The organism is Streptomyces sp. NPDC053673, assembly GCF_055585225.1.
The window spans coordinates 165,063-178,066 of record NZ_JBVJKN010000011.1 but is presented as its reverse complement, the minus strand read 5'-3'; the positions used below and the strand labels follow the sequence as shown (position 1 = coordinate 178,066).

At 71.8% G+C, this 13,004-nt stretch carries 11 protein-coding genes; 9 read left to right on the top strand and 2 right to left on the bottom strand.

Going from position 1 to position 13,004, the window contains the following annotated elements; genetic code table 11:
* Window positions 1-260 precede the first annotated feature (260 nt).
* The 5 genes from ACZ6ZQ_RS18525 (at window position 261) to ACZ6ZQ_RS18505 (ending at window position 5,857) form a co-directional block, all read left to right on the top strand.
* On the top strand, window positions 261-974 hold the full coding sequence (locus tag ACZ6ZQ_RS18525; protein ID WP_469769558.1) for a hypothetical protein: 714 nt from the start codon (window positions 261-263) through the stop codon (window positions 972-974).
* Window positions 971-2,398 carry an ATP-binding protein gene (locus ACZ6ZQ_RS18520; RefSeq protein ID WP_469769557.1) on the top strand — a complete coding sequence of 476 codons (1,428 nt, stop codon included), beginning with the start codon at window positions 971-973 and terminating at the stop codon, window positions 2,396-2,398. Before ACZ6ZQ_RS18525 ends, ACZ6ZQ_RS18520 begins: the two co-directional genes overlap by 4 nt.
* A gap of 26 nt (window positions 2,399-2,424) precedes the next feature.
* Window positions 2,425-3,819 carry an FtsW/RodA/SpoVE family cell cycle protein gene (locus tag ACZ6ZQ_RS18515; RefSeq protein ID WP_469769556.1) on the top strand — a complete coding sequence of 465 codons (1,395 nt, stop codon included), beginning with the start codon at window positions 2,425-2,427 and terminating at the stop codon, window positions 3,817-3,819.
* Window positions 3,816-5,276, top strand: a complete 1,461-nt coding sequence (locus ACZ6ZQ_RS18510; protein WP_469769555.1) for a penicillin-binding transpeptidase domain-containing protein — start codon at window positions 3,816-3,818, stop codon at window positions 5,274-5,276. Before ACZ6ZQ_RS18515 ends, ACZ6ZQ_RS18510 begins: the two co-directional genes overlap by 4 nt.
* A 116-nt stretch (window positions 5,277-5,392) precedes the next feature.
* The gene (locus tag ACZ6ZQ_RS18505; protein ID WP_469769554.1) at window positions 5,393-5,857 is read left to right on the top strand and encodes a DUF3291 domain-containing protein; all 465 of its coding nucleotides are present in this window, start codon (window positions 5,393-5,395) and stop codon (window positions 5,855-5,857) included.
* Window positions 5,858-5,882: 25 nt separating this feature from the next.
* Here the strand turns inward: ACZ6ZQ_RS18505 and ACZ6ZQ_RS18500 are convergent, their stop codons facing one another.
* Together ACZ6ZQ_RS18500 and ACZ6ZQ_RS18495 are read right to left on the bottom strand one after the other, a co-directional pair.
* Complete coding sequence (locus ACZ6ZQ_RS18500; RefSeq protein WP_469769553.1) at window positions 5,883-6,491, bottom strand: Uma2 family endonuclease; 609 nt, start codon at window positions 6,489-6,491, stop codon at window positions 5,883-5,885.
* Window positions 6,492-6,601: 110 nt separating this feature from the next.
* On the bottom strand, window positions 6,602-7,729 hold the full coding sequence (locus ACZ6ZQ_RS18495) for a ferritin-like domain-containing protein (RefSeq protein WP_469769552.1): 1,128 nt from the start codon (window positions 7,727-7,729) through the stop codon (window positions 6,602-6,604).
* Window positions 7,730-7,860: 131 nt separating this feature from the next.
* On the opposite strand from ACZ6ZQ_RS18495, the gene ACZ6ZQ_RS18490 reads away from it, so the two are divergent.
* The 4 genes from ACZ6ZQ_RS18490 to ACZ6ZQ_RS18475 all read left to right on the top strand — a co-directional run bounded on the left by ACZ6ZQ_RS18490 (window position 7,861) and on the right by ACZ6ZQ_RS18475 (window position 13,000).
* A complete protein-coding gene (locus ACZ6ZQ_RS18490) occupies window positions 7,861-8,796 on the top strand; it encodes an AurF N-oxygenase family protein (RefSeq protein ID WP_469769551.1) in 936 nt (311 codons plus the stop codon).
* Window positions 8,797-9,139: 343 nt separating this feature from the next.
* Window positions 9,140-9,883 carry a TetR/AcrR family transcriptional regulator gene (locus ACZ6ZQ_RS18485; RefSeq protein WP_469769550.1) on the top strand — a complete coding sequence of 248 codons (744 nt, stop codon included), beginning with the start codon at window positions 9,140-9,142 and terminating at the stop codon, window positions 9,881-9,883.
* A gap of 26 nt (window positions 9,884-9,909) precedes the next feature.
* Complete coding sequence (locus ACZ6ZQ_RS18480; RefSeq protein ID WP_453663951.1) at window positions 9,910-10,185, top strand: hypothetical protein; 276 nt, start codon at window positions 9,910-9,912, stop codon at window positions 10,183-10,185.
* A 37-nt stretch (window positions 10,186-10,222) separates the two neighbouring features.
* Entirely contained in the window at window positions 10,223-13,000 is a 2,778-nt protein-coding gene (locus ACZ6ZQ_RS18475; RefSeq protein ID WP_469769549.1) for an outer membrane protein assembly factor BamB family protein, read from the top strand.
* The last annotated feature ends 4 nt before the right edge of the window (window positions 13,001-13,004 follow it).

The window sequence follows — 13,004 nt, the reverse complement described above, 5'->3', positions numbered from 1 at the left end:
GGTCCAGGCCGGTCGCCGGGTGCGGGCTGTGGGACGTGGGTCCGTTTGGCCCGGGTCCAGGCCGGTCGCCGGGTGCGGGCTGTGGGACGTGGGTCCGCTTCGGCCGAATAAGGTTTTCGGGACGACCGAGCGGCCGGAGCCCCGTCCGACCATCTGCGGTGGCCCGGCCGAGAATGGTCACCGCACGGACGACATCATCTTCCTCGCGGCCTCGTCCCGGCCGCGTGAAGTGATGGCACGCAGCACCAGCAGGGAGCCCCTTGAGCCCGTTTCGCACCGTCATCGGCGCAACGCTGGCGGCCACGGCCGCCGCGCTGCTGCTGTCCGGCTGCCAGGACGCGGGCGGGCTGGAGAGCGCGGGCGCGACCCCGACCGCCATCGGCCCGGTCGAGCTGTGGCCCGAGTTGCCGCCGATCTCCGCGCCTCCGGTCGACTACGGCGAGAGTGACACTCAACACGTTCCCGGCATCAAGGTGCCGGACGGCGATGTCCGCACCATGGACCCGGTCGCCGTCGTCCAGGCCGAGGTGAAGGCCGACCCCGGCGAGGTCACCGGCGTCGACGGGCTCTACGCCCGGACCGCCCGGCAGATCCGCGACTGCGGAACGAAGCCGAAGGCCTGCCCGATACTCAAGCCGTACTACCGGGATCTCACCGGCGACGGAAAGGACGAGCTGATCGTCGGCATCACCCTGCCCGAACACCAGACCGCGATTCGCATCTACATGCCGGAAAAGGGCGGGCTGACGCGCATCATGGCGCACACGGAGCCGATTGTCAGCGTGGAACTGGCCGGGCGAAACCTGATCACGCGCGCCGTTTCGGCGGGCATCCCCGGCTACGAGTACCGGACCGCCTGGTCCTGGGACGAGCAGCAGCGCACGATGCTCCCCACCCGTGACGAGATCGTCCGGGTCAAGCCCGCCAAGCCCGCCAAGCCCGGCAGGCCCGAGCCGTCGGCGGACGCCCCATGACCCGTCGCTCCACCCCGCGCCGCAGGCGGCCGCGGCTGCCCTCCTGGACCGCGACGCTGACCTGGAAGGCCGCGGTCTTCATCACTGTGATGTGCTGTGCGCTCGCGGCACTGCTCGGCGCGCTGGTGCATGTGTCGGTGACCCAGCAGACGGTGGACCAGGCCCGCGAGAAGGCACTGTCCCGACTGGAGGACGTGACGCGGGCGTACGAGGCGGGCGAGCCGGTCGGGCGGTTCGGTGCGGTGGATCCGCCGGGCATGCCGGGCGAGCTGCGGGCTCTCGCCCTGCGTGGGCAGCGCGGCACGGTGGTCGCCGACTTCAAGGGGCGGCCGACGATGTGGGCGGCGGGCCCGGCCGACGGCCGCGCGATCGCGGTGCGCATCGACTACACGCTCAGCGCGAGCACGATCTCCGGCCTGGACCGGGCGATCCTCGGCTCCTCGGTGCTGGCGATCGGCGCGACGCTGCTGGTGGGGGCGTTCGCAGTGACCCGGGTCACCCGGCGGCTCCATCTGACCGCGCAGGTGGCACGGCGGATCAGCGCGGGCGATCTGGACGCGCGTGTCAGCGATCCCCGCACGAAGGACCCTTCACGCCCCGAGGACGAGGTGGCCACGGTCTCCGGCGCGCTGGACACCATGGCCTGCACGCTCCAGGGAAAGCTGCTGAGCGAGCAGCGTTTCACCGCCGATGTGGCGCACGAGTTGCGCACCCCGCTGACGGGGCTGTCCGCCGCGGCCGAACTGCTGCCGCCGGGCCGCCCCTCCGAACTGGTGCAGGACCGGGTGCGGACGATGCGGGCGCTGACCGAGGATCTGCTGGAGATATCGCGCCTGGACGCGGGCGGTGAGACCGTCGATCTCGACATCCACGAACTGGCTCCGCTGGTGGAGCGGCTGGTGCGGATGGTGCGGGCCTCCGGTGCGGAGACGGAGCTGCGGATCGTGAACCCGGCACGGGTCGAGACCGACAAGCGCCGACTGGAGCGGGTGCTCGGCAATCTGATCACCAATGCTCACAAGCACGGGGCGCAGCCGGTGACGGTGTCGGTGGACGGGCCGGTGGTCTCGGTCCGCGACCACGGCACGGGCTATCCGGAGTATCTGCTGGAGCACGGCCCGCAGCGGTTCCGTACGGAGTCGGGCGGCAAGGGCCACGGCCTCGGACTGACGATCGCGGTGGGGCAGGCCGCGGTGATCGGCGCGGAGCTGGTGTTCGCCAACGCGCCGGAGGGCGGGGCGGTCGCCGGGCTGACGCTTCCCGAGTACGTCCACCTCGCGGACTGCCCGGACTCCACTGCTCCATCGGGCTTCGCGACGTCATCGGGCTGCGCGCAGAACGGCGAACCGGCCGCGCGGGGCGCCGACGCCGACGACCCCGCCGCCGACATGGAGCCCATTACGTCCATGGATAAGCTGACATAAGACGCCCTCTTGCTACGTTGCGGGACATGACCGCAACGACAGCGGACGCTCCCCCACCCGCACTTCACCCGCCGAAGCAGCGGGGCGTGGAGCTCTCGCTCCTGGTCTGCGCCGTCCTCATCTCCGTCTACGGCTACGTCGGTGTCGGCCTCGCCAGGAACGGCGCCGTCCCGCCCGATGCCGTCGCCTATGGCGCGGGCCTCGGTCTGCTCGCCCTGCTCGCGCATCTCGCCGTGCGGATCCGCGCCCCGTACGCGGACCCGCTCCTGCTCCCGATCGCGGTGCTCCTCAACGGCGTGGGGCTGGTGCTGATCTACCGGCTCGACCTGGAGACACCCGGCGACCGGGCCGCCCCCACCCAGCTGATCTGGTCCACCCTCGGCGTCGCGCTCTTCATCGCGGTCGTCGTCCTGCTGCTCGACCACCGGATCCTGCAGCGGTACGCGTATCTCTCGGTCGCCACCGCGCTCGGTCTCATGATCGTGCCGATCTTCTTCCCGGCGGTGAACGGCGCTCGGATCTGGATCCGGATCGGCGGATTCTCCTTCCAGCCGGGCGAGTTCGCGAAGATCCTGCTCGCGCTGTTCTTCGCCGCCTATCTCGCCGCCAACCGCAACGCCCTCGCCCACACCGGCCGCCGGATCTGGCGACTCCAGCTCCCCACCGGCCGGGTACTCGGCCCGATCGTCACGATCTGGCTGGTCAGCGTCGCCGTCCTGGTGCTGGAGCGGGATCTCGGCACCTCGCTGCTGTTCTTCGGGCTCTTCGTGATCATGCTCTACGTCGCGACGGGCCGGACCGGCTGGATCGCCGTGGGACTGCTGCTCGCGGCCGTCGGGGCGTTCGCCGCCGGCGCCCTCGAACCGCATGTGCACAGCCGTGTCGAGGACTGGCTCGATCCGTACGCCTCCATCGACGCGGGCCAGGGGCCGAGCCAGCTCGCCCAGTCGATGTTCTCGTTCGCCGCCGGAGGCGTCTTCGGCGCCGGGCTCGGCGCGGGCCACTCGGTCCTCATCGGCTTCGCCGCCAAGTCCGATTTCATCCTGGCGACCGCCGGCGAGGAGCTGGGGCTGGCCGGACTCACCGCGGTCTTCCTGCTGTACGCGCTGCTGGTGGCCCGCGGCTACGGCGCGGGCCTCGCCCTGCGCGATCCTTTCGGACGCCTCCTCGCCGTGGGTCTGGCCGCCATCCTCACCGTGCAGGTCTTCGTGATCGCGGGCGGGGTGATGGGGCTGATCCCGCTGACCGGAATGGCCATGCCGTTTCTGGCGCAGGGCGGTTCGTCCGTCGTCACCAACTGGATCATCGTCGCGCTGCTCATCCGGGTCAGCGACTCGGCGCGCGCCCCGCACCCCGAGCCCGTCGAGACCGGGGTCATCGCGCCCACCGCCGCACCGGTCGCCCCCGAGGAGGCACGGTGACCGGCTACATCCGGCGTGCGGCCGCGCTCTGTCTGCTGCTGCTCGTCGCGCTGCTTGTGAACGCCGTGCGCGTACAGGTCCTCCAGGCCGGCGAGCTCAACGCCAGCCCGGCCAACCGGCGCCCGGAGATCGCCCGTTACGACGAGCCGCGCGGCGACATCATGGTCGGCTCGCAGCGCATCACCGGCTCCAAGGACACCGGCCAGCAGCTGCGGTACGAGCGCTCGTACCGGCACGGTCCGATGTACGCGCCCGTCACCGGCTTCGCCTCCCAGACATACGGCACGACGCTGCTGGAGCACGCCGAGGACCCGATCCTGTCCGGCACCGATCCGCTGCTCGCCCCGCTCCCCTTCTGGAACGACATCACCCGCTCGGAGCGGCCCGGCGGCAAGGTCGTCACCACCATCAAGGCCTCGATGCAGCAGGCCGCGTACGACGGCCTCGACGGCCGGCGTGGCGCGGTCGCCGCGCTCGAACCGTCGACCGGCAGGATCCTGGCGCTCGTCAGCAGCCCCTCGTACGACCCCGGAGTGCTCTCCGGCAACAGCGCGGCCGTCACGGCCGCCTGGAAGCGGCTCAACGGGTCGGAGAGCCGTCCGATGCTCAACCGGGCCATCCGGCAGACGTATCCGCCCGGCTCCGCCTTCAAGATCGTGACGGCGGCGGCGGCGCTGGAGGCCCGGGTCGTCACGGATCTGGACGCCCCGACCGACACGCCTGATCCGTATCTGATCCCGGGCACTCGGACGGAGCTCCCCAATCCGGTGCCCGGCTGCGAGAAGGCATCGCTCCTGTATGCGATCAAGTGGTCGTGCAACACGGTGATGGCGAACCTGGGGACGAAGGTGGGGCTGGAGGGGATGCTGGAGACGGCGGGCCGGTTCGGGTTCAACGACGGCGGACTGCGGATTCCGTCCCGGGTCGCCATGTCCAACTTCGACCGGCGGATGAGCGTGGACCAGCTTGCGCTGTCGTCCATCGGCCAGTTCGACACGAGCGCCACGCCGTTGCAGATGGCGATGGTCTCGGCGGCCGTCGCCAACGGCGGTGAGCTGCCGTACCCGCATCTGGTCGAGCGGACGACGACCTGGGACGGCGACACGATCCGGGAGACACCGCGGCGGTCGTATCAGCGGGCGATGAATCCGGTGACGGCGCAGGAGCTGCAGCGGCTGATGGTCGCGGCGGTCGAGAAGGGGACGGGAACGCGCGCCCAGATCGGCGGGGTGACGGTCGGCGGGAAGACGGGCACGGCCCAGAACGGCGTCGGCAACCGCGGCACCCCGTACGCCTGGTTCATCGCCTGGGCGCAGAAGCGGGACGTGAGCCGCCCGGCGGTGGCGGTCGCGGTGGTCGTGGAGGACCCGGAGGCGGCCGGCGCCGAGATCAGCGGCGGGGGCGACGCGGCGCCGATCGCGAGAGCGGTGATGGTGGCGGCGCTGCGGAAGCCCTGACCGGGTTGCCGGTCTGCGGATGCGAGCGCGGATGCGAATGCGGATGCGGGGGTGCGGTCGGTCTCGGTCCTCGGAACGGGGCGGACGGCTGGGCTGCGGCCGCTTATCGTGCGGCCATGACCACTGAGCAACCGGCCTACGAACTGGCCCAGGTGAACATCGCACGGCTCAGATTCCCGTTGGACTCCCCCGAGTTGAAGGACTTCGTCGACGCGCTCGACCCGGTGAACACCGTTGCCGACGAGGCCGACGGCTTCATCTGGCGGCTCCAGAGCGATTCGGGCAACGCGACGGATGTGCCCGTCTTCGGCGACGAGTGGCTGATCGTCAACATGTCGGTGTGGCGCGACACCGATGCGCTGACCGCCTTCATGTACCAGGGACGGCACCGCGAGCTGCTGTCGCGGCGCTACGAGTGGTTCCAGCGGGTGGAAGAGGCGATGACCACGATGTGGTGGGTGGAGGCGGGCCACCGCCCGACCGTGGAGGAGGCCGAGAAGCGCCTCCTCCATGTGCGGGAGCACGGCCCGACACCGCACGCGTTCACGCTGCGGACGACATTCCCGCCGGGCTCCGAGTGAGCCCCTCGGCTTCAGGGGGCGGCTGTCAGGCGCGAGGCTTCCGACGGTTGATCGCGGTCAGGTCGATCTCGATGGGAAAGGGACGATCGAGCTTGAGCTGATTGTGGTGGATGCCGGTCAAGCCGTACGACAGGGTTGCGGGATCGAGTTCGTAGACGAACACGACAGGAAGGCCGTCGTTCTCCTCCACGCGCCAGAAGTGCCGGATGTCTGCCTGCGCGTATTTGCGAGGCTTCACGTCCCGGTCACGTTCCACGGATTCCTCGGAAACGACCTCGACGGCCAGGATGACGTCCTCGGGCAGGAGTCGGGTCCGCTTGGGGCCGGTGTCGGCATCAGCGCGGGTCACGAGGACGTCAGGCTCCAGGCGGTTGCGGTCGCCGAGCGTGACGGTGAACTCACGGTACACATCGAACTCGTCAGGTGCCTGGTCGAACAGGGACGAGTCCAGCAGACGGACGGTACGCATGTGAAAGGCAGTCTGCGGACTCACGAGGACGAGGCTCCCGTCAATCAGCTCCGTGTGCGGAGGAAGATTCGGAAGCTCGTCGAGGTCGTCCGCCGTCCACCCGCCCACCGGCGGACGGGCCCACTCATAGTCCTCGTGCAGCCCGTACTCGCGTGCGGCGCTCATGGTTGCTCCCATGCGACGGAGCCTGCCTGGTACCACCAGCGTACCCAGCCGGAACCGGAGATCGTCCTCCGAACGGGTGATCAGTGGTCGAGGCAAGGCTCCGGAGCAACTCATGCCGCCCCGCCTGCCTCGATCGCCTGCTCCACCTCCGCCACCCGTTCCGCCTCCTCTGCCGCGAAGCGCTCCCGGTCCAGCTGTTCCGCGAGCTCCTCGTCCTGGGTCATCAGCAGGTCGAGGCTGGAGTCGCCGAGCTCGAAGACGCCCATGTCGACGTACGCCTTCTGCAGCCGCTCGCCCCACAGGCCGATGTCCTTCACGCACGGCACGATCCTGCTGAAGAGCAGCTTCCTGAAGAGGTGGAGGAATTCGGACTGCTCGGTGTACTCCTCCGCTTCCTTCCGCGGGATACCGAAGTCCTCCAGCACCTCCAGGCCCCGGATGCGGTCACGCATCAGGTAGCAGCCCTCGATGACGAATTCCTCGCGCTCGCGCAGCTCCGCGACCGTGAGCTGCTTGTAGTAGTCGCGCAGCGCCATCCGTCCGAAGGCGACGTGCCGGGCCTCGTCCTGCATGACGTACGCCAGGATCTGCTTGGGCAGCGGCTTGTCGGTCGTGTCCCGGATCATGCCGAAGGCGGCGAGGGCGAGGCCCTCGATGAGCACCTGCATGCCGAGGTACGGCATGTCCCAGCGGGAGTCGCGCAGGGTGTCGCCCAGCAGACCCTGGAGGTTGTCGTTGATCGGGTAGAGCATGCCGATCTTCTCGTGCAGGAAGCGCCCGTAGATCTCGGCGTGCCGCGCCTCGTCCATGGTCTGGGTGGCGGAGTAGAACTTCGCGTCGAGGTCGGGCACGGACTCGACGATCCGCGCGGCGCACACCATGGCGCCCTGCTCGCCGTGCAGGAACTGGCTGAACTGCCAGGAGGAGTAGTGCCGGCGCAGTTCGCCCTTGTCCTTCTCGGTCATCTTCGACCAGTGGCGGGTGCCGTAGAGGCTGAGGGCTTCGTCGGGGGTGCCGAGCGGGTCGTACGGGTCCACCTCCAGGTCCCAGTCGATCCGCTTGGCGCCGTCCCACTGCTTGTCCTTGCCCTTCTGGTAGAGGGCGAGGAGACGGTCGCGGCCGGAGCCGTTCTCCTGGCCGACATACATGGCCTCCCAGCTGAAGCGAGCAGCTCCGGAGGCCGGGACGGACCAGATGGGGTCGTCGGGGGTGTGGGTGTAGAGGTCACGTGTCGGCACGAACGGCTCCTTCGCCTCGACTGACGGTCCGTCTGACGTCCCTTGGCAGGCTCACACGTTGGTAGACGCCGAGTCAACAAGTCCCGCACAAGGGATTGACGGCGCTACTGACGCGCAGTCTCATAAGGACCATGACGACTGTGACGCCACGCGATCTCACCGCCCTCCGCGACGCCCTCGGCCCGCTGCGGGACCGCGAACAGGTCGCCGCCCGCCTGCTCGAGTCCTCCGCGAAGCACTCCTTCGACCCTGACAAGGAGCTCGACTGGGAGGCCCCGGTCGAGGAGGGCAAGTGGTTCTGGCCGCCGGAGCTGGTGTCCCTGTACGACACCCCGCTGTGGAAGAGGATGTCCGAGGAGCAGCGGATGGACCTGGCGCGGCACGAGGCGGCGTCACTCGCCTCGCTGGGCATCTGGTTCGAGATCATCCTCATGCAGCTGCTGGTGCGGCACATCTACGACAAGTCGGTGACCAGCAATCATGTGCGGTACGCGCTCACCGAGATAGCGGACGAGTGCCGGCATTCGATGATGTTCGCGAAGATGATCCAGAAGGGCGGCGCCCCCGCGTATCCCGTGCCGCGGGTCTACCACAACCTGGCGCGCGTCCTGAAGACCGTCTCCACGACGCCCGGTTCCTTCGCGGCGACGCTGCTCGGCGAGGAGATCCTCGACTGGATGCAGCGGCTGACCTTCCCGGACGAGCGCGTCCAGACCCTGGTGCGGGGCGTGACGCGGATCCATGTGGTGGAGGAGGCGCGGCATGTGCGGTACGCCCGCGAGGAGCTGCGCCGCCAGATGGTGACCGCGCCCCGCTGGGAGCAGGAGTTCACCCGGATCAGCTGCGGGCAGGCGGCGCGGGTCTTCTCCGTCTGCTTCATCAACCCCCAGGTGTACGAGAACGTCGGCCTGGACCGGCAGCAGGCCGTGGCCCAGGTCAAGGCGAGCGGCCACCGCCGCGAGGTGATGCAGACGGGCGCGAAGCGCCTCACGGACTTCCTGGACGAGATCGGAGTACTGCGCGGGGCGGGCCGCAGGCTGTGGAAGAGCTCCGGGCTCCTGGCCTGAGCAGGCACACAGGAACCCCGCAACCGCCCCGCCCCACGGACGAGATCGCCACGCGGCGGAGCCGCACTTCGACACAGCCTGCGCGGGGCGGGCCGCAGGCTGTGGAAGAGCTCCGGACTCCTGGCCTGAGCGGGCGCACACCCTGGAGAAAGAGCCCGTGAGCCGTCCCGGAGGACATCCCGGAAGGCGACGCGGAGGCCCCCGGAAGACTGCCCGGAGGACGACCGACTCGCTCCGGTGCCCGGCGGTCCGCATTCGTGCCGGGGCCGGCCGCACCCCGGCCCCGGGGCGGAGGACGGGATTCCGGGATGGGGCGCGCGGGGGCGGCGGTTACGCTGCGGGTATGACCCCGAGTGCTCCCGCCGCGAATCGCGCGTACCGGCGCCTCAGCGTCGAGGAGCGGCGCAGCCAGCTCCTGCGCGCCGCCCTGACGCTGTTCGCGCACCGGGCGCCCGAGGAGGTGTCGCTCGACGACGTCGCCGAGGCCGCCGGAGTCTCGCGGCCGCTCGTGTACCGGTACTTCCCCGGCGGCAAGCAGCAGTTGTACGAGGCCGCCCTGCGCAGCTCCGCGGACGCGCTCGTGCTCTGCTTCGCCGAGCCCTCCGCGGGCCCTCCCACCGAGCGCCTCGGCCGGGTGCTGGACCGCTATCTCGTCTTCGTCGACGAACACGACGCCGGGTTCAGCGCCCTTCTCCAGGGCGGCAGCGTCGCCGAGACGTCCCGTACCGGCGCGATCGTCGACGAGGTGCGCCGCGCCGCCGCCGAGCAGATCCTCGTCCACCTCGGTGTCCCGGAACCGGGGCCCCGGCTGCGGATGATGGTCCGCACCTGGATCGCCGCGGTCGAGGCGGCCTCGCTGATCTGGCTCGACGAGGAGAAGCGCCCGCCGGTCGAGGAGCTGCGGGACTGGCTCGTCGACCATCTCGTCGGCCTGCTGGCGGCGACGGCGGCGACCGACGAGGAGACGGCGGGCGTCGTCAGGGCGCTGCTGGCGATGGAGGGTCCGTCGGGACCCGTCGGGACGCTGGCCCGCCGGGTGATCCCGGTCCTGGAAGACGCGGGCCACCTGCTGCGCGAAGAGACGTGACCGCGGGCCTGAGCGAGACTGGGCGGGTGAAAAGCGAGAACACCCCCTTCGTCGGCGGGCCCCTGGACGGGCGGGTACTGCCCGTGCTCGTCGGCCCCACCGGCAACCCTCCGCTCTGGTACGAGGTGCCGGTGCCCGACGACGACGGCGGGCCACCCACCGTGTACGCGTACCGCCGCGTCCCCTCCGGCCACACCAAGCGGCTCGGGCTGCCGCGCGGCTGGAAGTACGAGTACGCCCCGGGCGGCCGGGAGCGCCGCACGCTCAACTGGCCCTGGTCCAAGCCGAAGCGGGCCGAATAGGATCAAGCCCACCGCACCGCCAGGGGGGAGCTCGCCGATGCAGCCGATGCAGCCGATGGAGTCGCCGCAGCCGTTGCAGGACGGCGATCCACCCCGCATCGGCCCGTACGACACGCTGTCGCGCTTCCGGGAGACCGCGAGCACCGTCCAGTACCTCGCGCGGTCCGGGACCGACGGCGCCACCGTCGTCGTCTCCCTCGCCCGGCCCGGGCTCGCCGCGCTGCCCGCGTTCCGGCACCGCTTCGAGGCGGAGGCCCGTACCGCGGACCGGCTGAGCGGCGGCTGGGTCCTCGCACCCGTCGCCACCGGCGCGGACGGGCCGGAGTTGTGGACGGCCGCCTCGTACGTCCCGGCGATCACGCTGGGCGAGGCGATCGCGCTCGCGGGCCCGCTCCCGGAGCGCGCGGTACGCACCCTGGGCGCGGGCCTCGCCGAGACGCTCTCGCGGGTCCACGCCACCGGCACCGTGCTCCACGGCCTCGCCCCGCAGACCGTCCTGCTCGCGGCGGACGGCCCCCGGCTCGCGGCCTTCGGCGCCCTGGGCGCGGCCGCCCACGCCGAAGCGGGCCCCGGCGGACAGCTGTCCGTACGCCTCGGTTACCTCACTCCGGAACAGCTCGCGGGCGAGAAGCCCGGCACGGCGTCCGACATCTTCGTCCTCGGCCTGCTGCTGGCGTACGCGGCGACGGGTGCGACTCCGCTCGCCGGCGGCACAGCCATCGCCGACGCGGAGCCCGAACTGGACGCCGTCCCGGAGGGGTTGCGCGACCTCGTGGCCTCCTGCCTGGCCAAGTCCCCGGCGGCACGCCCGACGGCCGGCAGCGCCGCGGCCACCCTGGCCCTGGAGGGGGCGGCGGCCCTGGCCAAGGAGGGCTGGCTTCCGGAGCCGCTGCTGACGGCCCTGGCGAGCCAGGCGGCCGCGGTGTCCTCCCACCTGGGGCCGCCTGGCCAGGACGCGTCTGCCGGGGCACCTGCGCCGGGCGGCGAAGCCGCACCCGCCGACCGCGCCTTCGCGCAGGCGCACGGCGAGAGCGAGCCGGACACCGGCGTCGAGACACCCGAACACTTCCCACCCGCCCAAAGCGCACCCCGCGACGAGCGCACGCAGACCGGAGCCACGCCCGCCGAGGACACAGGGCCCACCACCGTCGGAACACCCGCGCCCGAAGACTTCCCACCCGCCGACGGCGCACCGCGCGACGAGGGCGAGCAGACCGGAGGCTCGCCCGCCGGGCCGCGGCCGCCGGTACGAGCCGGGGATGGGCAGCCCCAGGACGCCCCGGCCGCCGACACCGCGGCTCCCGCCGGTGCTGTCGGCGCGCCGGCACTGCCGCCCGGCGCGGGGAGCGGCCGAAGCACCCTGGCGCTCGGTGCCGTCGGCGCACGCGCCACCGACAGGGTGACCGCGCCCCTGGGTGTCCCGAGGGCCCGGCCTGCCGCGGAGGCCGGTGTGGCGGCCCCGGGGGCGGGTGCGCCCGGTCTTGCCGGCTGGGTGAGGCAGCCGGACAGCGCCCCGCCGGGCAACGAGGCGCACCCTGCCGCCCCCAAATCCGCCCTCACCGCCTCCGTGCTCGCCGCCAAGGCCGGGGCCGAGCGGCGGGCCGTGGTGGTCGGGGCCGTGGCCGGGACCGTCGGGCTGGTGGTCGGCGGTGGGCTGGGCCTGGCCCTGAGCGGCGGGGACGGCGAGGCCGCGGCACCGGCCGCCGCCGGACCGGTGCCCGCGGCGAAGCCGGTGCCCGGCGTGCCGCCCACGCCTCTGTGGGCGTACCAGCACCCCACCGCCGGGTCGCTGCAGGCGGCAGCATGGCGCGACCGCGTGTTCGTCGTGACCGACGCCCGGCAGACCACCGGGGTCGACATGCGCACCGGCCGCCGGCTGTGGACGCAGCCCGCCGCCGGGGCCGCGCACCGTCCCGTCGTCGCGGGTGACAGCCTGATCGTCATCGGCGCCACGCACTTCGTGTGGCTCTCCCCGCAGAACGGCACCGTCCGGCACCGCGCGCCCGCCCCGGCCCACGTCAGCGCCGTGGCCGCCGCCGAGGGCCCGGTCGTCTGGTTCACCGGGACCGCGGGCTCACGGACGTACCTCTTCGCGTACGACGTCGTCGCGCGCAAGGAGCTGTGGCGTGCCCAGGTCCCGAACGGCCGCGGCAGGAACGCCGTACCGCGCTACCAGGGCATCGCCGTCCGCCCCGACGGCATCCTCGTACGGCAGGACAGCGACTCGCTCACCCCGCAGCAGCAGAAGGTGAACAAGGGCAGGGCGCTGTTCGCCCTGTACGACCGGACCACCGGCAGCCGCCGGTGGGGCAAGTACTTCGGCGCCGTCCACCAGGGCGCCTCCGTGTCCGGCGATCCCTCGGGGCGGCTGTACGCGGCGGCTGACGACGGTCTCCACGCGTACGACACGGGCAGCGGCAAGCATCTGTGGCGGGCCGCCGGCGGGGCCGGCGAAGGTGTGGTCCAGGGCGACACGCTCTACGTCCCGACCGACGGGCATCAGCTCCTCGCGCTGGACGCGGCGACGGGCGCCATCCGCTGGACTCAGTCCACGGAGGCCGGTGGCGACGGACGGCCGCGTGTGCTGCTCCCCACGGGCGGGCGTACCGCGCTGGTCCTGGAGTCCACACAGGTCACGGCCGTCGCCGCGGCGGACGGCAGCCGGCTGTGGAAGTTCCAGGACGCGGGCGGCCGCGCAGCCTCCCCCGGACTCCGTCCGGGGGGACCCCCATCCGGCTACCGGGGGGTGGTGGCCGGGGGCACCGCCGTGGTGTGGCGCGACCGCACCTTCTACGCGCTGCCGGCCGGCCGATAGCAAG

Coding starts and splice junctions, on each gene's coding strand:
- ACZ6ZQ_RS18520 (WP_469769557.1), top strand. CDS start 971: ATGACCCGTCGCTCCACCCCGCGCCGCAGGCGGCCGCGGCTGCCCTCC.
- ACZ6ZQ_RS18505 (WP_469769554.1), top strand. CDS start 5,393: ATGACCACTGAGCAACCGGCCTACGAACTGGCCCAGGTGAACATCGCA.
- ACZ6ZQ_RS18485 (WP_469769550.1), top strand. CDS start 9,140: ATGACCCCGAGTGCTCCCGCCGCGAATCGCGCGTACCGGCGCCTCAGC.
- ACZ6ZQ_RS18500 (WP_469769553.1), bottom strand. CDS start 6,491: ATGAGCGCCGCACGCGAGTACGGGCTGCACGAGGACTATGAGTGGGCC.
- ACZ6ZQ_RS18515 (WP_469769556.1), top strand. CDS start 2,425: ATGACCGCAACGACAGCGGACGCTCCCCCACCCGCACTTCACCCGCCG.
- ACZ6ZQ_RS18490 (WP_469769551.1), top strand. CDS start 7,861: ATGACGACTGTGACGCCACGCGATCTCACCGCCCTCCGCGACGCCCTC.
- ACZ6ZQ_RS18475 (WP_469769549.1), top strand. CDS start 10,223: ATGCAGCCGATGCAGCCGATGGAGTCGCCGCAGCCGTTGCAGGACGGC.